The 22,580-nt window shown below is 64.9% G+C and carries 20 protein-coding genes, 1 other RNA gene and 1 riboswitch; of the genes, 17 read left to right on the top strand and 4 right to left on the bottom strand.

The window, feature by feature from the left end; translation table 11 throughout:
• Positions 1 to 8: 8 nt before the first annotated feature.
• Positions 9 to 698, bottom strand: a complete 690-nt coding sequence (gene tolQ, locus CBW50_RS13645; protein ID WP_076570585.1) for a protein TolQ — start codon at positions 696 to 698, stop codon at positions 9 to 11.
• A gap of 46 nt (positions 699 to 744) precedes the next feature.
• Positions 745 to 1,146 carry a tol-pal system-associated acyl-CoA thioesterase gene (ybgC, locus tag CBW50_RS13640; protein ID WP_086146071.1) on the bottom strand — a complete coding sequence of 134 codons (402 nt, stop codon included), beginning with the start codon at positions 1,144 to 1,146 and terminating at the stop codon, positions 745 to 747.
• A gap of 315 nt (positions 1,147 to 1,461) precedes the next feature.
• Positions 1,462 to 1,586: riboswitch (ZMP/ZTP riboswitch) on the top strand.
• 111 nt (positions 1,587 to 1,697) lie between these two features.
• On the opposite strand from ybgC, the gene glyA reads away from it, so the two are divergent.
• The 11 genes from glyA to CBW50_RS13585 all read left to right on the top strand — a co-directional run bounded on the left by glyA (position 1,698) and on the right by CBW50_RS13585 (position 14,718).
• Complete coding sequence (glyA, locus tag CBW50_RS13635; protein ID WP_086146070.1) at positions 1,698 to 2,945, top strand: serine hydroxymethyltransferase; 1,248 nt, start codon at positions 1,698 to 1,700, stop codon at positions 2,943 to 2,945.
• A gap of 294 nt (positions 2,946 to 3,239) precedes the next feature.
• Positions 3,240 to 3,704: a transcriptional regulator NrdR gene (gene nrdR, locus CBW50_RS13630; protein ID WP_086146069.1), complete on the top strand. Its 465-nt coding sequence runs from the start codon at positions 3,240 to 3,242 to the stop codon at positions 3,702 to 3,704.
• A gap of 282 nt (positions 3,705 to 3,986) precedes the next feature.
• Complete coding sequence (gene pilV, locus CBW50_RS13625) at positions 3,987 to 4,565, top strand: type IV pilus modification protein PilV (RefSeq protein WP_086146068.1); 579 nt, start codon at positions 3,987 to 3,989, stop codon at positions 4,563 to 4,565.
• Positions 4,562 to 5,539, top strand: coding sequence for a PilW family protein (locus CBW50_RS13620; protein ID WP_086146067.1), 978 nt, complete (start codon positions 4,562 to 4,564; stop codon positions 5,537 to 5,539). Before pilV ends, CBW50_RS13620 begins: the two co-directional genes overlap by 4 nt.
• 12 nt (positions 5,540 to 5,551) lie before the next feature.
• Complete coding sequence (locus tag CBW50_RS13615; protein ID WP_086146066.1) at positions 5,552 to 6,175, top strand: PilX N-terminal domain-containing pilus assembly protein; 624 nt, start codon at positions 5,552 to 5,554, stop codon at positions 6,173 to 6,175.
• Entirely contained in the window at positions 6,172 to 10,083 is a 3,912-nt protein-coding gene (locus CBW50_RS13610; RefSeq protein WP_086146065.1) for a pilus assembly protein, read from the top strand. The genes CBW50_RS13615 and CBW50_RS13610 overlap by 4 nt, the downstream gene beginning before the upstream one ends.
• Positions 10,084 to 10,198: 115 nt before the next feature.
• On the top strand, positions 10,199 to 10,690 hold the full coding sequence (locus CBW50_RS13605) for a type IV pilin protein (RefSeq protein WP_086146064.1): 492 nt from the start codon (positions 10,199 to 10,201) through the stop codon (positions 10,688 to 10,690).
• Positions 10,691 to 10,853: 163 nt separating this feature from the next.
• Entirely contained in the window at positions 10,854 to 11,423 is a 570-nt protein-coding gene (locus CBW50_RS13600; RefSeq protein WP_226936202.1) for a GspH/FimT family protein, read from the top strand.
• A 35-nt stretch (positions 11,424 to 11,458) separates the two neighbouring features.
• Entirely contained in the window at positions 11,459 to 12,559 is a 1,101-nt protein-coding gene (ribD, locus tag CBW50_RS13595) for a bifunctional diaminohydroxyphosphoribosylaminopyrimidine deaminase/5-amino-6-(5-phosphoribosylamino)uracil reductase RibD (protein ID WP_086146063.1), read from the top strand.
• A 28-nt stretch (positions 12,560 to 12,587) separates the two neighbouring features.
• On the top strand, positions 12,588 to 13,223 hold the full coding sequence (locus CBW50_RS13590) for a riboflavin synthase (protein WP_086146062.1): 636 nt from the start codon (positions 12,588 to 12,590) through the stop codon (positions 13,221 to 13,223).
• A 97-nt stretch (positions 13,224 to 13,320) separates the two neighbouring features.
• Positions 13,321 to 14,718 carry a hypothetical protein gene (locus tag CBW50_RS13585; protein ID WP_086146061.1) on the top strand — a complete coding sequence of 466 codons (1,398 nt, stop codon included), beginning with the start codon at positions 13,321 to 13,323 and terminating at the stop codon, positions 14,716 to 14,718.
• Here the strand turns inward: CBW50_RS13585 and CBW50_RS13580 are convergent.
• The gene (locus CBW50_RS13580; RefSeq protein WP_086146060.1) at positions 14,715 to 15,140 is read right to left on the bottom strand and encodes an OsmC family protein; all 426 of its coding nucleotides are present in this window, start codon (positions 15,138 to 15,140) and stop codon (positions 14,715 to 14,717) included. The two genes, CBW50_RS13585 and CBW50_RS13580, sit on opposite strands and share 4 nt — an antisense overlap.
• 460 nt (positions 15,141 to 15,600) lie before the next feature.
• On the opposite strand from CBW50_RS13580, the gene ribBA reads away from it, so the two are divergent.
• From ribBA to nusB, 3 genes are all read left to right on the top strand, one after another.
• The gene (gene ribBA, locus CBW50_RS13575) at positions 15,601 to 16,719 is read left to right on the top strand and encodes a bifunctional 3,4-dihydroxy-2-butanone-4-phosphate synthase/GTP cyclohydrolase II (protein ID WP_086146059.1); all 1,119 of its coding nucleotides are present in this window, start codon (positions 15,601 to 15,603) and stop codon (positions 16,717 to 16,719) included.
• 119 nt (positions 16,720 to 16,838) lie between these two features.
• A complete protein-coding gene (ribH, locus tag CBW50_RS13570) occupies positions 16,839 to 17,321 on the top strand; it encodes a 6,7-dimethyl-8-ribityllumazine synthase (RefSeq protein WP_070219579.1) in 483 nt (160 codons plus the stop codon).
• Between the two features lie 202 nt (positions 17,322 to 17,523).
• On the top strand, positions 17,524 to 17,994 hold the full coding sequence (gene nusB / locus CBW50_RS13565) for a transcription antitermination factor NusB (RefSeq protein ID WP_086146058.1): 471 nt from the start codon (positions 17,524 to 17,526) through the stop codon (positions 17,992 to 17,994).
• Positions 17,995 to 18,115: 121 nt separating this feature from the next.
• Here nusB and CBW50_RS13560 read toward each other — a convergent pair whose 3' ends face one another.
• Positions 18,116 to 19,033 (bottom strand): lytic transglycosylase domain-containing protein, encoded by a 918-nt coding sequence (locus CBW50_RS13560; RefSeq protein ID WP_172404761.1) that lies wholly within the window; start codon positions 19,031 to 19,033, stop codon positions 18,116 to 18,118.
• A gap of 478 nt (positions 19,034 to 19,511) precedes the next feature.
• Here CBW50_RS13560 and ubiD point away from each other — a divergent pair, with 478 nt between their 5' ends.
• The 3 genes from ubiD to dnaX form a co-directional block, all read left to right on the top strand.
• Complete coding sequence (ubiD, locus tag CBW50_RS13555) at positions 19,512 to 20,996, top strand: 4-hydroxy-3-polyprenylbenzoate decarboxylase (protein WP_086146056.1); 1,485 nt, start codon at positions 19,512 to 19,514, stop codon at positions 20,994 to 20,996.
• Between the two features lie 81 nt (positions 20,997 to 21,077).
• Positions 21,078 to 21,176, top strand: an RNA gene (ffs, locus tag CBW50_RS13550) — signal recognition particle sRNA small type.
• Between the two features lie 239 nt (positions 21,177 to 21,415).
• A partial coding sequence (gene dnaX, locus CBW50_RS13545; RefSeq protein WP_139842504.1) for a DNA polymerase III subunit gamma/tau occupies positions 21,416 to 22,580 on the top strand: 1,165 nt, incomplete at its 3' end.

Genomic DNA, 22,580 nt, shown 5'->3' with positions numbered 1-22,580 from the left:
GCCCCCTCTTAGCGCGACTGGCGCTGCAGGATGTTGGAGAATTCCTCGACGAAGCTCTCGAAGCGGATCGCCAGGCGGTCGATGTCGTGCGAAAAACGGTTGTAGGCGACGACGGCGGGAATGGCCGCGAACAGGCCGATGGCCGTGGCGATCAGTGCTTCGGCAATGCCGGGCGCGACGGCGGCCAGGGTGGCTTGCTGCACGTTGGCCAGGCCGCGGAAGGCGTTCATGATGCCCCAGACGGTGCCGAGCAGGCCGATGTAGGGCGAGACGGAGCCGACGGAGGCGAGGAAGGCCAGGTGCGATTCGAGCGCGTCCATTTCACGCTGGAAGGCGGCGCGCATGGCGCGGCGGGCGCCGTCGAGCACGGCGCCGACGTCCAGCGCTTCGCGCGAGCCGTACGATGCCTTGCCCTTGATGAATTCGCCCATGCCGGCATCAAAAATGCGGGCCAGCGCGCCGCTCTGGTCGCGGTTGCCGCTGGCGTTCTGGTGCAGCGCATGCAGGTTGCCGCCGGCCCAGAAGCTGCGTTCGAATTCGATGGTCTGCTTGCGCGCCTGGCGCACGGCAAACATCTTGCGGAAAATATAGGTCCAGCTGGTCAGGGAAATCAGCAGCAGCAGGGCCATGATCAGTTGCACGATCAAATGGGCATTGGTGATGAGCGCGAGGAAAGAAAGATCTTGTGTAACGTTCATTGGCTGGCAGTCTGTTGTGTGAATTATCCGGGGTGGCGGGCGGGGCTCAGGCGGCGCGCATGCGGGCCGCTACCGCATCGGGCACGGCGCGCGGGCGCAGTGCCGAATCGACGCAGCCGATCTTGACGCGTGCCGTGTTGAGCAGGACGTCGCCGCACCAGGCTTGTTGCAGGAAAACGATGGAGGCGCGCCCCATTTTCTCTATGCTTAATGTCAATCTTACCGTGTCATCGAGCCTGGCGGGCGCATGATAGTCGGCGTTGACGCTTTTGACAACGAACATCGCGTCGTGTTGTTGCAGCAATTCCTGCTGGCCCACATCGATGGCGCGCAGCCATTCGGTGCGCGCGCGTTCGAAGAATTTCAGGTAGTTTGCGTAGTAGACGATGCCGCCGGCGTCGGTGTCTTCATAGTAGACACGTACGTTCCAGGTAAAGACTGAAGGCATGTTTATTGCGCCAGTAGTGAGATTGAGCAACATTTTACGCGATTTTTCTTGTTGTGACTGTGGGCGCTTGCTGGAAAGCCATGCAAAAGCTGCATATAAGTTGCACCGCAGCATTGTAAATCCGGGGGGCGCAATGGCAAGCTTCGTAACATACGCTTACATGCCGCCGCCAGGTTTAAGGCCAGCTTAAGGGCCGCAGCCATGCCCCGCGGCGGCCTGCGGCCATGCCTCGGCTGCGGCGGCGCGCGGCGATTATAGCCGCACGGTTGCATTCCTTGCTCAATTTGGGCACTTAACTTACAATTTGATTTCCATTACGTCTCACGTGACTGGCGAAAAGTCGGGGCGATCTCCACCATGTGGCGGTCGGCCAAGCGGCGAAAGGTGGACACCCACCGGGAAACGTGAGATTTCATCAGCCGTTCGCCTGGGCAGCCCCTATGGAAATGCACGAAGAGGCTGCCTGTCCAGTGTTGTTATTCAATTAACGCCGGCTCCCCTCATTCGATCCAACCTGCCAGTACAAGAACCCTCATACTTGGAGTTTTTACATGTTTGCAAAAGATCACAACCTCGCCAACGTCGATCCTGAATTGTTCGCCGTCATTCAAAAAGAAAACGTGCGCCAGCACGATCACATCGAGTTGATCGCGTCGGAAAACTACACGTCGCCAGCCGTAATGGAAGCGCAAGGCTCGCAGCTGACCAACAAGTATGCCGAAGGCTATCCAGGCAAGCGCTACTACGGCGGCTGCGAATACGTCGACGTGGCCGAGCAGCTGGCCATCGACCGCGTAAAGCAGCTGTTCGGCGCCGAATGCGCGAACGTGCAGCCGAATTCCGGCTCGCAGGCGAACCAGGGCGTGTTCTTTGCCATGCTGAAACCGGGCGACCTGATCATGGGCATGTCGCTGGCCGAAGGCGGCCACCTGACCCACGGCATGCCGCTGAACATGTCCGGCAAATGGTTCGACGTCGTCTCCTACGGCCTGACGGCGGAAGAAGACATCGACTACGAGGCGATGGAACGCCTGGCCCGCGAGCGCAAGCCGAAGCTGATCATCGCCGGCGCGTCGGCCTTCTCGAAAAAGATCGACTTCGAGCGTTTCAGCAAGATCGCCAAGGAAGTGGGCGCCTACTTCATGGTCGACATGGCCCACTACGCCGGCCTGATCGCCGCCGGCCTGTACCCGAACCCAGTGCCGTTCGCCGACTTCGTCACCTCGACCACGCACAAATCGTTGCGCGGCCCGCGCGGCGGCATCATCCTGATGAAGGCCGAGCACGAAAAAGCCATCAACTCGGCCATCTTCCCCGGCATCCAGGGCGGCCCGCTGATGCACGTGATCGCCGGCAAGGCCGTTGCCTTCAAGGAAGCGCTGAGCCCTGAATTCGTCGAATACCAGAAGCAAGTGATCAAGAACGCCGACGTGCTGGCGAAAACCCTGATCAAGCGCGGCCTGCGCATCGTGTCCGGCGGCACCGAATCGCACGTCATGCTGGTCGACCTGCGCGCCAAGAACCTGACGGGCAAGGAAGCCGAAGCCATCCTCGGTTCCGCGCACATCACCTGCAACAAGAACGGCATCCCGAACGACCCGCAAAAACCTTTCGTCACCTCGGGCATCCGCCTGGGCAGCCCGGCGATGACGACGCGCGGTTTCAAGGAAGCGCAAGCGGAAGAAGTGGGCAACCTGATCGCCGACGTGCTGGACAATCCACATGACGCCGCCACCATCGAGCGCGTGAAAGCGGCCGTGAAAGTGCTGGCCGACGCGCATCCGGTCTACGCAGCTTAAGGGCCTGTTCCGGTAAAGGAATGCAGCCGCAGCAGACAGGCCCTCGGAAGCGGGTACTGCGTTGCTCGTCGTAGCATGGCTCGCCATGCGTCCGCCTCGCGACCGATGAGCAATCTGCTGCAGACGCTCCTTACCGGAATCGTCTCTAATTATTTGTCCAGAATGTGTCATACGGAGTAAGATTCTGTCTGACACATTCCAGTCGTGCCCAAGGGCGCCCGGAGTGATTCGGGCGCCTTTTCATTTAAGGGCGGTGATTTCCCGTAATTATTACTATAAAGTTGTAGCCAGCCCATGAAATGTCCATTTTGCCAGCATGGCGACACCCAGGTTCTCGATACGCGCGTATCGGAGGAAGGGGATGCCATACGGCGCCGCCGCCGCTGCGGCAAATGCGACAAGCGCTTCACCACCTACGAGCGCATTGAACTTATCATGCCGGCCGTCGTCAAAAAGAATGGCAGCCGGACGGAGTTCGCTGCGGATAAGTTGCGCGGCAGTTTGATGCTGGCCTTGCGCAAGCGTCCCGTCGCGGCCGCCTCGGTGGATACGGCCATCGCGTCCATCCAGGAAAAGCTGCTTACCAGCGGCTTGCGCGAAGTCGATTCCGGCTATATCGGCGAACTCGTCATGCAGGAACTCAAGCGCCTCGACAAGATCGCCTACATCCGTTTCGCTTCCGTCTACAAGAATTTCGAAGACCTGGCCGAGTTCCAGGATGCGATTGCCGAAGTGGGGCAGGCGCGCGGCAAGCCCTGACGCAGTGCCGGCATCCCTTGCGCCATCCCCGGCGCGCTGGCGCCATCGCATGGCGTGGACGGGGCCGGCGCAGCGTGCCGTCCCCACCATGCCAACGCTGGCCTGGCAAGCGGCCTGATCAATCCACACGCGTTTATTTCCCGGTTTCTAGCTGACTTTCTCCTTTTCGCCGCGACGTTTGCGCTGCCTCATGCCTGAATTCTGGCGCGCGCCTATCGTGGAGCTGGGCCGTGCGTCCGTGCGGCTCCAGTCCTGGTTTCATTCCGGCAGCAGGAGAAGCTCATGCACGGCGTCGCGCGCGGTTCCATGGATGGCAGCAGCCTCGTCGAGGTGCTGGTGGCGCTGCTGTTGTTGGCGCTGGGCCTGCTGGGCGCCAGCATTTTGCAGCTCAGTTCCCTGCGCGCGCGCCATGAATCGGCGCTGTTGTCGGCGGGCGTGCAGCTGGCCGCCGGCATGGCCGAACGCATGCGCGCGAACAGCCTGCTCATGCAAGGCCCCGATGCGGGCAATCCCTACCTGAACGTGGAGTATGCGGCGGCGGACGGCGCCGGGGCGGCAGGCGGCGCGCCCGACTGCTACGGCGCCTGCGGCGCGGCCGAACTGGCGCAATTCGATATCGCCGAGTGGAAACAGCAACTGCAATCGGCCTTGCCCGGCGCCCGCCTGCGCATCTGCCGCGACCTTGCCGCGTGGGACGCCGCTGCCGAGGGCTTGCATTGGGCGTGCAGCGGCGGCCAGGGCGCGCCCGTCGTCATCAAGCTGGGCTGGCGCGCCCGCCTGCCCGACGGCCAGCCCGCCGTGAACGGCGCAGGCGAGTCTCTGCCCAGGCTGGCGTTCCAGCTGGGCGGAGGCGGCGCATGAACGCCGTGTGCGTCCAGCGGCGCCGGCATCGCGGCATGGGCCTCGTCGAATTGCTGGTGGCCCTGGCGCTGGGCGCCATGCTGATGCTGGCGGCCAGTGCCGTGCTGCTGGCCGCCAGCGGCAGCTATGGCGACCAGTCCGCCAGCGCGCGCCTGGACGACAACGGCCGCTATGCGCTCGACACCATCGCCCGCGCCGTGCGCCAGACGGCATATGTCAACTGGGACAGCAGCGCCGCGCCCGTCGCCCATGCCGATTACGACAGCGCCAATCTCGCCGGACTCGACGCGCGCAGCCTGGGCAAGAACAGCGAAGGCATCAGCGAGGCCTTGCCCGACGCCCTGCACGGCAGCGACGTGCTGGCCCTGCGCTATTACGGCGCCGGCAAGGAAGAGGGCGGCGACGGTTCCGTGCTCAATTGCGCCGGTTTCGGCGTGGGCGCCGCGCAAACGCAGGCGCAGCGGGGCTGGAGCATTTTCTATGTGGCCCAGGGCGCCGATGGCGTAGGCGAGCTGCGCTGCAAGTACCGGGGCGCAAACGGCTGGGGCGCGGACGCCGTCATCCGCGGTGTCGACAGTTTCCAGGTGCTGTATGGCCTCGACACGGACACGCCGCCCGATGGCGTGGCGAACCGCTATGTCAACGCCGGCGCGCTCGACGCCTGCGATGCGGCGCTGCTGCTGGCGGGCGCGGATGCGGCTGCGCGCCAGCGCGATCTGCACCGGCGCACGCACTGGAAGCGCGTGGCCAGCGTGCGCGTGGCGCTGTTGCTGCATGGCGAGGCGGGCCAGGCGGACAAGATGACGGAACTGGGGCCGGCGCAGTTCGACCTGTTCGGCAAGGCGTATGCCGAGGCGCACGGCGCCGGCGACGCGGGCGTGCGCATCATGCGCGCATCGTTGCCCGCCGCAACGCGTTCCCGACCGCGGCAAGTGGTGCAGGCGAGCATCATGCTGCGCAACGGGCCGGTCTAGGCGGGCGGCACGATGGCGCGCTGCAGCTTGCCGCGTGCGCGCCGCCGTGGCGCCACCCTCGTGTATGTGCTGTGTTTGCTGGTGATCATCTTGCTGCTGGGCATATCGGCGGCGCAGATGGCCTTGCAGGGCGAAAAGGCGGCGCGGGGCGAGCGCGACCGGCAGATCGCGTTTCAGGCGGCGGAGGAGGCATTGGTGGATGCGCAGAACGATATCGAAGGCTTGCCCGGCGCGCCGGGCCGCAGCAGCCTCTTCGCGCCAGGCAGTGCGGCCGGGTTCGCGGACGGCTGCGGCGAGGGAGGCGCACTGGGCCTGTGCCTGCCCGCGCCCCGGGACGGGCCGGCCCTCTGGCTAAGTGCCGACCTCGATGGCGCCGAAGGGAGCGGCCGAGCGGTGCCGTATGGGCAGTTTACGGGCGCCGTCATGCAGACGGGACAGGGTTTCCTGCCGTCGCGCCGGCCCCGCTACCTGATCGAACTGCTGCCGTTCCACCCGCCCGGCGCGGAGGCGGCCGGCGGCCTGGCCACGGCAAGTTATGTCTACCGCATCACGGCCATCGGTTTTGGCGCGCAGGACAGCACGCAAGTCGTGCTGCAAACTTATTACCGCAAGCAGGCGGCCGGAGCGGGGCCATGACGCCTGTGTCCTCCGTCCTGTACTCCGCCTGGTACTCTGCCTGGCGGCGCGCCGGCCGCGCCTGGTTGCTGGCGGCCGGCCTGGCTGCCATGGCGTGCTGTGGCGCCCCCGCCGCCGTCCCCGCGGTGGAACTGGCGCGTGCCGACGCCGGCCTACACGGCGCCAGAGTGCCGCCGAATCTGCTGCTCAACCTGTCCCTCACGCATGCGGCGGCCGCTGCGGCGCATGGCGGCGACTATGCGCCGCAGCGCGCGTACCCAGGTTACTTCGATGCACGCATGTGCTACAGCTATCCGTACCGCAGCAAGGATGGCGTCCTGTTGCCGGACTTGCGCGTAGCGACCGCTTACTTCTCCGTGCTGAAGCGGGCCGATGCGCTGCACGGCTGCGGCGGCGATAGTTTCAGCGGCAATTTTCTCAACTGGGCCAGCGCCAGCATGCTCGACATCGTCCGCTATGCGCTGACGGGCGGCGACCGCGTCATCGACGAAGTGCGCAAGACGGTGCTGCAGCGCGCCTACCTGCCGGACGCGGCCGGCCCGCTCGACTTCTTTGCCCACCCCGATTTCTTTCCACGCAAGGTCCTGCAGGCTGGCGTGGCGGCGGCCACGCCGTTTGCGCTGGCGCAACTGGCCATCGTTTCCTGCCGCAACCGCCTGCTGTTCGGCGACGCCAGCCTCAGCCAGCCATCGGGCGCCAGCTGCGACGCGCCTGGCGTTGCGGCCACGCACGGCGTGTTTCTCGCGCGCGTGCGCGTGTGCGATGCGGTAGAAGGGCCGCTGCGCGACGACCTGTGCCTGGCGTATGGCAAGAACTACAAGCCCGTGGGGGCCGTGCAGCGCCATGGCGGCCGGGTGCGCGTGGGCGTGTTTGGCCTCCTGAACGGCCTGCCCGCCAGTGCCGGCCCCGTGTATGGCGGCGTGTTGCGCGCGCCGCTGGCCCACGTGGGCAGGCAGCGCTGGGCGGCGCCCGATTTTCTGCCGCAAGACAATCCCGCGGCCGAGTGGAATCCCGCCACCGGCGTGTATGTATCTCCGGCCGGGGCCCAGGGCGCGGGGCCCGGCGGCGGGGTGACCGCTTACATCAATGGCCTGGGCCGCAGCAACGCGGGGCATCCGGGCGCCTACGCGAGGGCCGCGCCGCTGGCCGAATTGCTGTACGAATCGCTGCGCTATCTGCAGGGGCGGCAAGCGAGCGCCGCGGTGCCTCCTGCCACGGCCCCGCCTGCCGTCGACGAGGGTTTGCCGGTCGTGAGTCCCTGGTCCGACCCGCAGACGGCCAGCTGCCAGCGCCATATCGTCGTCAGCCTCGGCGATGCGGGCATGGCGGCCGACCGTTACGTGCCCGGCAATGTCCCGGCGGCTCCTGCCTCTCCAGGCGACAGGGCGCGCGCGGCGGACGGTTTTGCGCCGCCGCCGTTCGACGCGATGGCCTGGACGCATGCGGTGGGCAGCCTGGAAAGCGGCGCGGCGCAGGGCAATCCCGCGCCACGCCCGGACCTGGCGGCGCTGGAGCTGCTGGCCGACGGGCCGGGCGGCGCCAGCTACCATGCGGCGGGCCTGGCTTACTGGTCGCATGTGCAGGCGCTGCGTCCCGGCGGCAAGAACGACGGCCAGGCAAAGGTCGGGCACTATGCGGGCGACTTGCGCCAGGGCGACGCTGCCGGCGCGCCCGCCTCGACGCCCTTGCTGCTGGCGGCCAAATACGGCGGCTTTCTCGATGCGAACGGCGACGCCAACCCGTTCAAGAGCCTGGCGGGCGGCGCGCTGGAAGAGTGGAGCGCGGACGGCCGCCTGCCTGGCCATTACCTGCCGGGCAGCGATCCGGCCGCCCTGATCGCGGGACTGCGCGCGGCCTTTGTTTCCGCCGACAAGGGGACGCAGGCGGCGACGCTGGCCGGGCCGGCCCTGATGGCACTGGCCGGCGGCGCGGAAGACGCATACTGGTTCCAGACGCAGATGCGCCTGGACGACGGCAGCATGACCTTGACGCGCACCGCGTTTGCCGTGGGCGCCGATGGCGCATTGCTGCCCGGCAAACCATGGTGGCGCGCGGGCGGGCAGGATGGCGCATCCACGCCCATGCGCCCCGTCTACACGCTCGACGCCCAGGGCGCCCTGATGCCGCTGGCCTGGGACCGGCTGGACGCGGAGCAGCGCGGCGCGTTCGACGGCGGCGATGGCCAGGCGGGGCAGGGCGAAGCGCGTCTGGCGTATCTGCTGGGCCAGCGCACGCACGAAGCGGGCCAGCCCGGCGGCTTCCTGCGGCGCCGGGCTGGCAGCCTGGGGGCGGCACCGTACGGCAATCTCGTGTACGTGGGCGCGCCGGGGCTGGGCATGGCGGGCGCCGGCTACGGCGCGCACCGCCAGGCGCTGCTGCAGCGCCGCAAAATGCTGTATGTGGGCGCCAACGACGGCTTGCTGCACGCCTTCGATGCGCGCACGGGCGGCGAATTGTTTGCCTATCTGCCACGGGCGCTGCTGCACCCGGCGGCAGCGGCTGCGAGTACTCACTACAGCCCCGGCCCGCTGCTCGATGGCGCGGCGGCCACGGCGGAAGTGCTGGCGGCGGGCCGCTGGAAGACGGTGCTGGTGTCGGGCATGGGCGGCGGGGCGCAGGGCGTGTTTGCGCTCGATATCACCGCCCCGGCCCGCTTCGCGCAGGACGGGGCGCTGTGGGAATTTACGGACCGCGACGACAAGCTCATGGGCAATGTGCGCGCACCGCCCGTCTTTGCCCGCATCAATATGGGCGGCAAGGAGGGGGCGGCGGCCTACCGCGACTTCGCCGTCGTCGCCAGCGGCTACAACAACCAGGTGGACGACGGCAAGGACACGACGGCGCCCGCAGCGGCGGCCGCCATCTTCCTGCTGGCGCTGGACAAGGCGCCCGGCACGCCGTGGGTGTCAGGGAGTAATTACTTCCGCCTCAAGGTGCCCGTGGCCAGCGGCGATGGCGGCCACGACAGCGGGGCCGCTGGAAATGCGGGGGCGGACGCGGGCGCCGTGGCCCACGCGCCGGGGCCGCCCGCCGTGGTGCCGGGCGCCGACGGCGCGCTGGCCCATATCTATGCGGGCGATATGCAGGGCAATATCTGGCGTCTCGACATGGCCGGCGGGCCGCCGTGGGCGGGGGGCCACGGGCGCAAGCTGGTCTTTGTCGCGCGCGATGCGCAGGGACGGCGCCAGCCCGTGACGCAGCAGCTGAAAGTGGCGTACGCCCCCGATGGCGGCTATTTGCTGCTGTTCGGCACGGGCAAGCTGGTCGAAGCGGGCGACACCTGGCCTGCCGCTTTTCTGTCGCAGTCGTTTTACGCCGTGCACGATGATTTGCGGGAAGGCTCTCCCACGCGCAGCCGCGCCGACCTGGTCGCCCGCAGCCTGGGCGAGGCGGCGGGCGGCATGCGCGTCGACGGCGCCGAGCTGCGTTACACGGGCAGCGGCGCCGGGCGCGGCTGGTATCTCGATTTCCTCGACACGGCGCAGACGGGCGAGCGCAGCGTCAACAGTGCCTTGCTGGCCGCCGGCAAGGTGATGTTCAATACCGTCCTGCCCGGGCGCGATCCCTGCGCCAGGCCCGCCACGCGCCTGTACGTGCTCGATGTGCTGAGCGGCTTTGCCGCCGATGGCGCGGGCCTCGTGCAGGCGGGCGAGCAGACGGGACGCTTGTTCGACGGACTGGCGCGCGCGCCGCCGCTGGCGCTGGAACTGAACAGCACCGTGGGCGCCGTCACGGCGACAGGGCGGGCCGAGGGGCGCAAGGAACTGGCCGTGCTGCAACCGGGCTTGCCCGGCGCGGCCAGCGGGGCGGCGCTCAAGGTCGTCAGCGCGCCGCTGCCGGCGGGGCGCCTGAGCTGGCGCGAAGTGGCGAACTGGCGCGAATTGCACGAAGCGGCCAAGAAAAAGTAGATCCTGGCAAGGCCGGCGCAGCGATAGTCGCCCGCCCCAAGGCGGACGCCGGAATGAACCTCGCGGCGAGGGCCGGCGCATCGCTTCGGCCGGCGTTGTTGAAAGGAGGGCGCATATGGACGCAGTGGCAAGGCGGGCACGGTCCGCAGCGAACGGCGGCGGCATCGCGGGCTTCAGCCTGATCGAACTGCTGGCTGCGCTGGCGATCATGGGCCTGCTGCTGGCGCTGGCCGTGCCCGCTTATCACGGCCATGTCGTGCGCGCCAAGCGGGTGCAGGGGCAGGCATCCCTGCTGCGGCTGATGCAGCAGCAGGAGCGCTATTACTCGCAAAACAACCGCTATCTGGCGTTTTCCTCGGCGTCGCCGGCGCCCCAGGCGCAGCAGTTTCCATGGTGGTCGGGCGAAGGCCCGGCTGCCGGCAGCGCGTATGAAATCGAGGCGCTGGCCTGTCCCGGCATGACGATAGGGCAATGCGTGCTGTTGCGCGCCATGCCGGGCACGCCCAAGGTCGATGGCCAGTTCCATGATCCCGATTGCGGCATATTGTCCTTGAGCAGCACCGGCCGGCGCGGCAGCAGCGGCCCGGCCAGCCATTGCTGGCGCTAAGTAACCCCCAATAAATTATTGTGATTTCTGACTTCCATAACCGGCCCTCTGCGGCGTTGCCCGCTGCTAGCAGTGCTCGCACTGCGTCGCAGCGGGCGCCTTGCATAGCATCCGGTTCTGTTCGTCATAAATTCACAATAATTTCATGAGGATTACTTAGGCCATGGCCACGCGCAAGCAGCCGCCCCGGGCGGGATACACCTTGCTGGAATTGCTGGCCGTGCTGGCGATCGCCGCGCTGCTGGCGGCCGCGGCCCTGCCCAGCTTGCAGCAGCTGCTGGCGCGCCAGCAGGTGCGCGCGGCGGCCACGGACTTGTTTTCGGCCATCGAATTGACGCGGGCGCAGGCGATGGCGCGCGGCCGGCGCGTGCTGCTGATGCCGGCCGGGGACGGTGGCACGGACTGGCGCACGGGCTGGCTGGTGTTTATCGACAGCAATACCAACCTGGTGTTCGACGATGGCGACGAATTGCTGTTCCGCCAGGGGCCGTTGCCGGCGGGCATCACGGCCCAGTTCGCGTTTTCGTCGGCCACGGCGCCGTTTTATATCGCCTACAATGGCGCAGGACGCAGTTGCAGCGCGGCCAACAGCCTGGCGGCGCGCTGGGGAACCTTGTCGCTGGCTTTGGGAAAGCAGGTGCGTCATATTAAAATCAACATGCTGGGCCGGGTGCGCGTGTGCGACCCGCAGCAGCAAGCGGTCAATTGCAGCGGCGTGGCCGACAGTTCGTAACCCGATTCATCTATCACTCACTAGCAAAGAAGCCCGTGGAAATACTCAACGATATCGATGGCATGCGCCTGGCGCTGGAATGGGCGGCGCGCGGTTTGTACACGACCTCGCCCAATCCCCGCATCGGCTGCGTGATCGTCCGGGATGGCCAGGTGATCGGCGCGGGCGTGACACAGGCGGCAGGGCAGGATCATGCCGAGGTGCAAGCGCTGGCCAATGCGGCGGCGCGCGGCAACGACGTGCGCGGCGCCACCGCCTATGTCACGCTGGAGCCGTGTAACCACCATGGCCGCACGCCACCGTGTTCCGATGCGCTCGTGCGCTCTGGGCTGGGGCGCGTCGTGGCCGCCATGACGGACCCGAACCCGCTGGTGGCCGGACAGGGACTGGCCAAGCTGGAAGCGGCCGGCATCGCCGTCACCACGGGCGTGCTGGCGGACGAAGCATATGAAATGAATATCGGTTTCTTTTCACGCATGCAACGCGGCAAGCCGTGGGTGCGCATGAAGACGGCGGCCAGCCTGGACGGCATGACGGCCTTGCACAATGGCCAGAGCCAGTGGATCACGGGACCGCAGGCGCGCGCCGACGGCCACGCGTGGCGCGCGCGCGCCTGCGCCATCCTGACGGGCATCGGCACGGTCAAGGCGGACGACCCGCAATTGAACGTGCGCGCCGTCGAAACGCCGCGCCAGCCGCGCCGCATCGTCGTCGACAGCCGGCTCGACATCCGCCTTGACGCGCGCATCTTGCAGGGCGGCGGCACGTGGGTCGTGGCGGCCGTGGCCAACCCGGAGAAAGAGGCGCAGCTGCAGGCGCTGGGCGCGGAAGTCATCCTGCTGCCGAACGCGGCAGGCAAGGTCGACCTGGCCGCGCTGATGCTGGAGCTGGGACGCCGGCAAATCAATGAAGTCCACGTCGAGGCGGGCGCCAAACTGAACGGCTCGCTGATCCGCGAAGGCTGCGTCGACGAGCTGCTGGTCTACCTGGCGCCCACCTTGCTGGGCGACGCGCAAGGGATGTTTGCCTTGCCGGCATTGACGGATATTAAACAGCAGCGGACCTTGCAATTTCACCAGGTTCAGCAAGTGGGCGAAGATTTGCGTATCCTTGCAAGATTCGCCCAGCGCAATTAATACTTTTATACTTTTATAGGGTTAGTTCATGTTTACAGGAATTGTTGCCGCCATCGGCAAGATTGAAACCGTGCAAGCACTCGAAGGCGGCCTCGACGCAGGCGTGCGCCTGACCATCCACGCGGGCGGCTTGCCGCTGGCCGACGTGGCCCTGGGCGACTCCATCGCCATCAATGGCGCCTGCATGACGGTGGTGGCAAAGTCGGACACGGGTTTTGCCGTCGATGTCTCGCGCGAAAGCCTCAATTGCACCGTGGGCCTCGATACGCCGACGGAAGTGAACCTGGAAAAAGCCCTGACCCTGGCCGAGCGCCTGGGCGGCCACCTGGTGTCCGGCCACGTCGACGGCCTGGGCGTCGTGCGCAAGTTCGAAGCCGTGGGCGAATCGTGGGAACTGGTGATCGAAGCGCCGCGCGAACTGGCGAAATACCTGGCCTTCAAGGGTTCCGTCGTCGTCAATGGCGTATCGCTGACCGTCAACCGCGTGGAAGACCTGGGCGCGGGCGCCGTCGACGGCTGCCGCTTCTCGATCAATCTGATTCCCCACACCATCGCCATGACGACCCTGAAACATTTGACGGTCGGTGGCAAGGTCAACCTGGAAATCGATTTGATCGCCCGCTATGTCGAGCGCATGCTGTCGCTGGACAAGGCCGCCGCCTGATATAAGAACAGCGCAACACATGCTTCGCCTGGCCAGGCGTGTGTTGCTTTTCCTGCAGACGCGCATACTATGAAGCTTTCCGCAGTGGAGGCCAGTCATGGACCCGATTTCGCGCGCAACCGTGCCCAATACCATACCGGCCACGCCCCGCGTGGGCGCAACGGCGCCGCTGGCGCCGCCGGCGTCGGCGCTGCCCGTGCCTTCCGGTGCAGCGGCGGCCCTCGCCGCCCTGTCTTCGACCCAGGTCGACATTTCCCCGCTAGGGCAGTTCCTCTCCGGCGTGGCCTTGTCGCGCCGGCAATTGCTGGCCTTGCAGGGCGCCACGGACGAAGCCAGGGCGGCGACTACCCCCGTCAATGTCAATGAGGACTTGCTGGCGCTGGCGCGGCAGCTGACGGAATCGTTTGCCCAGCTGCAAACGAGCGGCATCGACGCCAGCCAGCTGGCGACGGCCGGCGACGCGCCGGGCAGCCTGGCGCAGCGCTACGATTTGCTGTCGGGCGACGGCACGACCGATGCGGCCGCCGCGCTGGCGCAGGACGGCAGCCTGCTCACGCAGGCGGGCCTGGCCCGCATCGGCATCGACCTGCGCAATGCGGATGTCAATTCAGCAACTTTGCAGGCCGCGTATGCGGCCGACAGCCATGCCACCCTGGATGCCATGCGACAGGGAACGGACGTGCTGGCGCAAGTGGGCGCCGTGCTGGCCCAGCGGCAGGGGGCGCCGGTGGCCGCTGCCGTCGACGCGGATTTGACGGGCACGGCAGCCCCATCCAGCGCCGCGCAGCCGCAGGCCGCCGGCGGGACGCCGCCGCAAACGGCCGCTATTGCACAGCGACAACTGGAACTGCAGCAGCAGCTGGAAGCGGAAGAGCTGAACCTGGACTTGCAGGAACTGCGGCCGCAGGCCCAGGCCACCGCCGCCGACCAGCAGGATTTGCTGCAGGCACAGCGCACGGACAGCCAGCGCGTGGATGCCCAGCGCCTTGACGCCGAACGCCTGGGCAGCGAACGCATCAATTCCGATCAGCAGGCGCAGCAGCAGGAAGCGGCACGCGTGGACGAGTTGCGCCAGGGGCAAGTGCAGCAGCAGGGCTTGCAACAGCAGGCGCAAGCGGCGGCGGACGATGCGGTGCGGGGCCAGCTGGCCGCCAGCGACGCGCACATGGCGGCCCAGGCGGCCGGCGAGCGGGCCCAGTCGCTGGCGCGCGCGGCACAGGGGCAAGCCGATGCGGGCCTGGCGACGGCGCAGGAGCAGCTGGACCTGCAAAATGCGCAGGCGCAAGCGCTGGCCGCACAACATGCGGGCATGGCCGTGCCGCCCCCCTCGTCGCAAGACCCGTCCGTGGCGGCCGCCATCGCCGCCTACAACCTGAACAATGCGGCCCTGAATCCCGGCCTGATGCACCGGCCATTGCCGGCCAGCGACTCAAGGTTGCCGCTGGTGGCGCCCGTCGCCCCCGTGGAACCGGTCAAGCCCGTGGATAAAATCTAGGGCAGCAGGGTGGCGTCCAGGGTAATGTTGGCTTTAAGTAACTTCGACACGGGGCAGCCGGCCTTGGCCTTGGCCGTCAATTCCTCGAATTTTGCCTGGCCGGCGCCCGGTATCTTTGCTTTCAGGATCAGGTGGACGGCCGTGATGGCAAAGCCGTCGTCCACTTTATCGAGCGTGACTTCGGCCGTCGTCTCCATCTTTTCCGCCGTCAGGCCCGCTTCGCCGAGGATCAGCGACAGGGCCATGGTGAAGCAGCCCGCGTGGGCGGCGCCGATCAGTTCCTCGGGATTGGTGCCGGGCTTGCCTTCGAAGCGGCTGGCAAAGCCGTAGGGATATTCGTGCAAGGCGCCGCTGCGCGTGCTGATGGCGCCCTTGCCGTCCTTGATGCCGCCTGACCAGATGGCCGATCCATTGGTTTTCATATTGCCGCTCCTGTGTCGGGATGATGCGAAACATACGAAAGCGCCGGCTGCGGCGCCAGCCGCGGGGCGCGAAGGGATAAATCCATGTGCTGACCCGATAATCTTATGCTCTTTGCAAGGCCGGCGGCGCGCGTCTCGCCGCCGCCGTGTGCGCTGGATCAGGGAATGGGTGCTTTGCGGGACAAGCTGCGGCATCCGTGCCGCGAAGCTGTCTTATTTCAGGCCTGCAAGCGCTAAATCCTTTAAAATAGCAGGTTATAAGAAAATTCCCGGAAATCTGAGGATATTCGCACTTGATGTTGTTTCAGTTTTTAGTTTCACTAACAACGTCTGGCAAAACCGTCGCGAGCGCAAGGGAGAGGTGGCTGAGAAGCGCAGCCGTACGAAGGTACGGTGAGCATCGCAGTTTGCCTGTGCCGACGCGCGGCAGGTTTTGGCAGGCGTCCTACGAGGATGAATAATGTCTATATCCAGCACCGAAGAGATCGTCGCTGAATTGCGCGCCGGCCGCATGGTGATACTGGTCGATGAAGAAGACCGGGAAAATGAAGGCGATCTGGTGCTTGCCGCCGATTTCGTGACGCCGGAAGCCATCAATTTCATGATCACGCATGCGCGTGGCCTGGTCTGCCTGACCCTGACGGAAGAACGTTGCGACGAGCTGAACCTGTCGATGATGACGTCGCGTAATGGCACCGCCTATGGCACCAACTTTACCGTGTCCATCGAAGCGGCCGAAGGCGTGACGACGGGCATTTCCGCCGCCGACCGCGCCAAGACCATCCAGGTGGCCGTGGCCAAGGGCACGCAGCCCAGCGATATCGTCCAGCCTGGCCATATCTTCCCGCTGAAAGCGCAAAAGGGCGGCGTGCTGATGCGCGCAGGCCATACGGAAGCCGGTTGCGACCTGACGGCCATGGCCGGCCTGACGCCCGCGTCCGTGATTTGCGAAATCATGAAGGACGACGGCACCATGGCGCGCCTGCCGGACTTGCTGGTGTTTGCCGAGCAGCACGGCCTGAAAATCGGCACGATTGCCGACCTGATCCATTACCGCAGCCAGACGGAGTCCCTGGTCGAGCGCGTTGCGGAGCGCACCCTGCACACGGCGCACGGCGAATTCCGCCTGATCGCCTTCCGCGACAAGCCCAGCGCGTCGGCCCATCTGGCCCTCGTGCATGGCGACCTGGCGCCCGGCCTGGAAGCGCTGGTGCGCGTGCACCAGCCCGTTTCCCTGCTGGACGTGCTGGAAAGCGAGGCGACCACCCACTCGTGGACGGTGGCCGCCTCGATGGCCGCCATCAAACAGGCCGAGCGGGGTGTGATGGTCTTGCTGAACTGCGGCGAAACGTCGAGCGAGCTGTTTGCCCAGTTCGCCGCGCTTGACACGCCGCAAGCCAAGCCGAAAGGCCGCGCCGCCAGCATGGACCTGCGCAGCTACGGTATCGGCGCGCAAATCCTGCGCGACCTGGGCGTGAGCAAGATGCAATTGCTGGCCAGCCCCCGCAAGATGCCGTCGATGGTCGGTTTCGACCTGGAAGTGACGGGTTTTCAGTGCCATCCAGGCCAGGACGCCTGACCAAATCTACTGCGCGTCGCGATTTGCCGCCCGCTACGATTTTGTCAGGCGTCAATGTAAGAGTTAATGATGGCGGCATGTGCATGTCGTCCTGAACCACCAGATTAAAGAGGCATATGATGACCGTAGGAACCTATGAAACCAATTTTGCCGGCGAAGGTTTGCGCGTCGGTATCGTCCAGGCACGATTCAATGAAATCGTCGGCGGTGGCTTGCTGTCGGCATGCCTGGAAGAGTTGAGCAAGCTGGGCGTGGCCGATGAAGATATCCTGCACGTGACCGTGCCGGGCGCCCTGGAAATCCCACTGATTCTGCAAAAAATGGCGGAAACCGAGCAATTCGACGCCCTGATCGCACTGGGCGCCGTGATTCGCGGTGAAACCTACCACTTCGAGCTGGTATCGAACGAATCGGGCGCGGGCATCACGCGCGTCGGTCTCGATTACGGCATCCCCATCGCCAACGCAGTGTTGACGACGGAAAACGACGAGCAGGCGGAAGTGCGCATGCTGGTCAAGGGGGCGGAAGCGGCACGCGTGGCAGTGGAAATGGCTAATCTGGCGCAAGCGCTGGAAGAGTTGCAAGAATCCGAGGAGGACTAGCCGTGTAGTGAGCGTCCGATAAAACGCCCATAGCTGCGTTGCAAGCCCTCGCCGTACATTCGTACTGTCTTCGGGCTCGCGCCTTGCTCTGAGCATTTTCTCGAACGTTCTGACACGCGGTTGGCTGCGGCGCGTTGAAAAGCGCGCCGTGCTGTCTCGCCGGAATTTGTAGTGAACACGTACTTAAGAACAGGTAACAATCATGACTGAGAAAAATTTGCTCGCCAACCCCAGCAAAAACCGCACGCCGCGTCACCGCGCGCGCGAGTTCGCGCTGCAGGGCTTGTACCAGTGGCTGCTGAACAATGAGGATGCGACCACCGTCGTGAACAATATTCGCGCGGCCCACGGCTTCGACAAGGCCGATGGCGATCATTTCACGGTGCTGCTGTACGGCGCCATCAAGGACTCGCTGGCGCTGCGCGACAGCATGGCATCCTTGATCGACCGCAATATCGCGGAACTGTCGCCCATCGAACACGGCATCCTGCTGATCGGCGCCTTCGAGCTGAAGAACAACGTGGAAATCCCCTACCGCGTCGTCATCAACGAAGCGGTCGAGCTGGCCAAGTCGTTTGGCGGCATCGACGGCCACAAGTATGTGAACGGCGTACTCGACAAGCTGGCAGTGAAATTCCGCGAGGAAGAAGTGGGCGCCAACAAGCGCAAGTAATATATAGCGGAGTTCCTGCGGCTGCTGCCGCAGGGCAACAAAAAAGCCACCGGCACTTGCGTGCGGTGGCTTTTCCTTTGGGTGCTGCTTTTTGGATGCCCCTGTGAGGGCTTTTAAAGGGTCACAGGCCGGCGATCTCGTTGTGGGGCAGCACTTTGATGGTGATGCCGCTTTCCGCCGCAGGCGCCTTGGCTGGCGCCGGCGTGTTCGATGCCATCACCGGCGTCGTGGTCGGCACGCGCTGGCCGGCCGACACCTGCTTCAGGCGGCGGTATTCGGCCAGCACGCGCGAGCCGTAGCCCGAGTCGGTGGCGAAGTTGGCGGCGCCCACATAGGTTTTCAAGCCCGCTTCGACGGAACCGCCGCGCGTGACGTAGTCTTTCAGGATCAGGGAGCCGACGCGGATGTTGGCCACCGGATTCAGCGCCGCTTGCACGCCGCCCATTTCCTGGAAGCGCTCATGGTGTACTTTCGACATGACCTGCATCAAGCCTTGTGCGCCGACCGGGCTTTCCGCGAACGGGTTCAAGCCCGATTCGATGGCCATCACGGCCAGGATCAGCAGCGGGTCCAGCTTGATTTCACGGGCCGTCAGGTAAGCCGTCGAAACGAGCATATTGGTGGCGTCGTTGGCCACGCGGTAGCGCTTGGAGAGCCAGTTGGTGACCCATTGCTGCTGCTTTTGCGTGCCCAGCAAGGCTTTTTCTTCCTTGGTCAGCGGTGCGTCGCTGGCGGCGGCCGTTTGCACGGATGCAGGCGCTTCCATCAGTGCCGACAGGGCCGGCGCCTCAACGGCTTGCGCCTCTGCCATCGGCAGCGGGAACAGGCTGTGCGTCAGTTGCTTGCCCAGGTCGGGGCGGAACATCAGCAGGGCGATCAGCGCCAGGGCGGAAATGCCGAAGACTGTCAGTGTGTGTTGTGCCGTGGTCAATACGCCACGCGCCGAGATGGCTTGTGCGCGGGCGCGCAAACGCGCCAACGCTGGCTGGCCAGCCACGGTTGAAGCAGGCAATGCTGCTTCAGTGCTACGATGAGTCATAGAGTTCCCCGAAATGTCGCGTCAACAGGCAGCCCCTCCGCGGTCTCGCGGTGTTGTGGGTACTGCCAATGCCGTGCATCAGAAATATCATCGTTTCCGCCGCGTATGGATGCGTGCGAGAAACGCCGTCATTGCTTGCCTGAGCTGATCGGTCCCATGCTGGTATTGGATCAGTCGCAATACAACTTTTACCGGGGGTAAGGCAGACGCCTTTTGAAAACACTCCTTAAAATGTCATGTGGAGCCCCGACTCCGTGAATGAAAGAGAAACGCTAAAATCAAGCTCTGGGCCGGCGTGCTCTTTCAAGTTGGGCGAATTGTAGAAGCCGTTTTATATCAAGTCAATACTAACGAATCGTTTCTTTATTACTTTTATGTCTTACTTTTTGTCTTGCATTGTGCCAAAAGCCAATAAAATCAATTACTTGGCATAGATCCTTCAGCAACGGCGTCCGACGTCAAAAAAAATTAAAAACACATGAAATATTCAGATTTGCGAGATTTTATTTCTCAACTGCAACAAATGGGTGAACTTAAGCCCATTTCGACCCCCATTTCACCGATTTTGGAGATGACGGAAGTGTGCGACCGCACCTTGCGCGCGGGCGGACCGGCCTTGCTGTTCAACAATCCGACGGGACACAAGATGCCGGTGCTGGGCAACCTGTTCGGCACCACGCGCCGCGTGGCGCTGGGCATGGGGGCGGAAGACGTCAGCGAGCTGCGCAAGATCGGCCATGTGCTGGCGCGCCTGAAGGAGCCGGAGCCGCCGAAGGACTTCAAGGATTTGCTGGGCCTGGGTTCCTTGGTGAAATCCGTGTGGGATATGTCGCCGAAGGAGCTGCGCGGCGCCAAGTGCCAGGAAATCGTCTGGGAAGGCAATGACGTCGACCTGGCGCGCCTGCCCATCCAGCATTGCTGGCCCGGCGACGTCGCCCCCCTGATCACCTGGGGCCTGGTGATTACCAAGGGCCCGAACAAGAAGCGGCAAAACCTCGGCATCTACCGCCAGCAGGTGCTGGGACGCAACAAGGTCATCATGCGCTGGCTGGCGCACCGGGGCGGGGCGCTGGACTTCCGCGAGCATGCCATTCAAAGCAAGGGCAAGCCGTATCCGATCGCCGTGGCCCTCGGCGCCGATCCCGCTACTATATTAGGGGCCGTCACGCCGGTGCCGGACAGCCTGTCCGAATACCAGTTCGCCGGCCTGCTGCGCGGCAGCCGCACGGAGCTGGTAAAAGCCATCGGCAGCGAGCTGCGCGTGCCCGCCTCGGCCGAAATCGTGCTCGAAGGCCATATCTACCCCGATGAAAATCATCCGAGCGGCTATGAACATGCGCTGGAAGGGCCGTATGGCGACCACACGGGCTACTATAATGAGCAGGACAGTTTTCCCGTGTTTACGATCGACCGCATCACCATGCGCCGCGACCCGATCTATCACTCCACGTACACGGGCAAGCCGCCGGACGAGCCGGCCGTGCTGGGCCTGGCCCTGAACGAAGTGTTCGTGCCGCTGCTGCAAAAGCAGTTCAGCGAAATCACGGACTTCTATCTGCCGCCCGAAGGCTGCAGCTACCGCATGGCCGTGGTGCAGATCAAGAAACAGTACGCGGGCCACGCCAAGCGCGTGATGTTCGGCGTGTGGAGCTTTTTGCGCCAGTTCATGTATACCAAGTTCATCGTCGTCGTCGACGAAGACGTGAACATCCGCGACTGGAAGGAAGTCATCTGGGCCATCACGACGCGGGTCGACCCCATCCGTGACACCACCCTGGTCGACAACACGCCCATCGACTACCTGGACTTCGCCTCGCCCGTCAGCGGCCTGGGCAGCAAGATGGGCATCGACGCGACGAATAAATGGCCGGGCGAAACGACGCGCGAGTGGGGCACGACGATCGCCATGACGCCGGAAGTGAAGGCGAAAGTGGATGGCATCTGGCAGGAGCTGGGCTTGTAAGGTATCAGTTAGTTGCCTGCGGGGCGGGGCGGTTTGCGCGCCAACTTCCCCATTCCCTGCAGACCGGTTATAATTGTCCCCGGCGGGCCCCTGCGCATCGTGGCATGGCTAACCTGGTCAGGTCGGGAACGAAGCAGCCACGGCTATTAACCATGAGTGCCGCAGATCAGGCTCGCCTCCTTCGGGAAAGTTTTAATCAGGATCAACAATCAAGCTGCCATGGGCAGCTTTTTTGCTTTTGCGGCCCCATTTTTCTGCGATCCCGCAGCATTGCCGGGCTTGCCGTGTTTTCCATATTTCCAGCTGGCCATGTTATACAATTGCTGCTTTGCCGCGTTTGCCAGGTTTGCCTGGCCCGGCCATGAGGCTTGCGCCCGCCGCGCAGGATCACCCGCAAAATCGCATGGTAAAATCTCAGCATGTCCTATCAAGTCCTCGCCCGTAAATACCGCCCCAAGAATTTCGAGACGCTCGTCGGCCAGGAGCACGTCGTGCGCGCGCTCACGCATGCCTTGCACAGCGGCCGATTGCATCATGCCTACCTGTTCACGGGCACGCGCGGCGTCGGCAAGACGACCCTGTCGCGCATCCTGGCCAAGTCGCTCAATTGCATCGGTCCCGACGGCACGGGCGGCATCACGGCCCAGCCGTGCGGCCAGTGCGAAGCGTGCACGGCAATCGATGCGGGACGCTTTGTCGACTATATAGAGATGGACGCGGCGTCGAACCGCGGCGTCGATGAAATGGCGCAGCTGCTGGAACAAGCCGTGTATGCGCCAAGCAATGCCCGCTTCAAGGTCTATATGATCGATGAGGTGCACATGCTGACGAACCACGCGTTCAATTCCATGCTGAAAACCCTGGAAGAGCCGCCCGAGCACGTCAAGTTCATCCTGGCCACGACGGACCCGCAAAAGATACCCGTGACCGTGCTGTCGCGCTGCCTGCAGTTCAACCTCAAGCAGATGCCGCCCGGCCACATCATCAGCCACCTGGACAATATCCTGGGGCAGGAAGGCATCGCCTTCGAACAGCCGGCCTTGCGCCTGCTGGCCCAGGGCGCCCACGGTTCCATGCGCGATGCGCTGTCGCTGACGGACCAGGCCATCGCCTACGCGGCCGGCGCAGTGACGCTCGATGCCGTGCAAGGCATGCTGGGCGCGCTCGACCAGTCGTACCTGGTGCGCCTGCTCGACGCGCTGGCGCAGCAGGATGGCGCGGATTTGCTGGCCGTGGCCGACGAAATGGCCTCGCGCAGCCTGTCGTACAACGGCGCCCTGCAGGATCTGGGCACCTTGCTGCACCGCATTGCGCTGGCGCAAACCGTGCCGGCCGCCTTGCCGCAGGATTTGCCCGAATACGCGGACATCGTGCGCCTGGCTGGCGCGTTCGACGCGGAAGAAGTGCAGCTGTTTTACCAGATCGCCGTGCATGGCCGCAATGAGCTGGGCCTGGCGCCCGACGAATACGCGGGCTTTACCATGACCTTGCTGCGCATGCTGGCCTTTCGGCCCGGCATAGGCGGCGCCGACGGCGTGCCGGCTGCGGCACCGGCGGCAGCCCCTGGCAACCGTCCCGCCGCTG

It is taken from the genome of Janthinobacterium sp. GW458P, assembly GCF_002127585.1.
Lineage (GTDB): Bacteria > Pseudomonadota > Gammaproteobacteria > Burkholderiales > Burkholderiaceae_D > Janthinobacterium.
The sequence above is the reverse complement of the archived record's forward strand: the minus strand, read 5'-3'. Positions and strand labels throughout refer to the sequence as shown.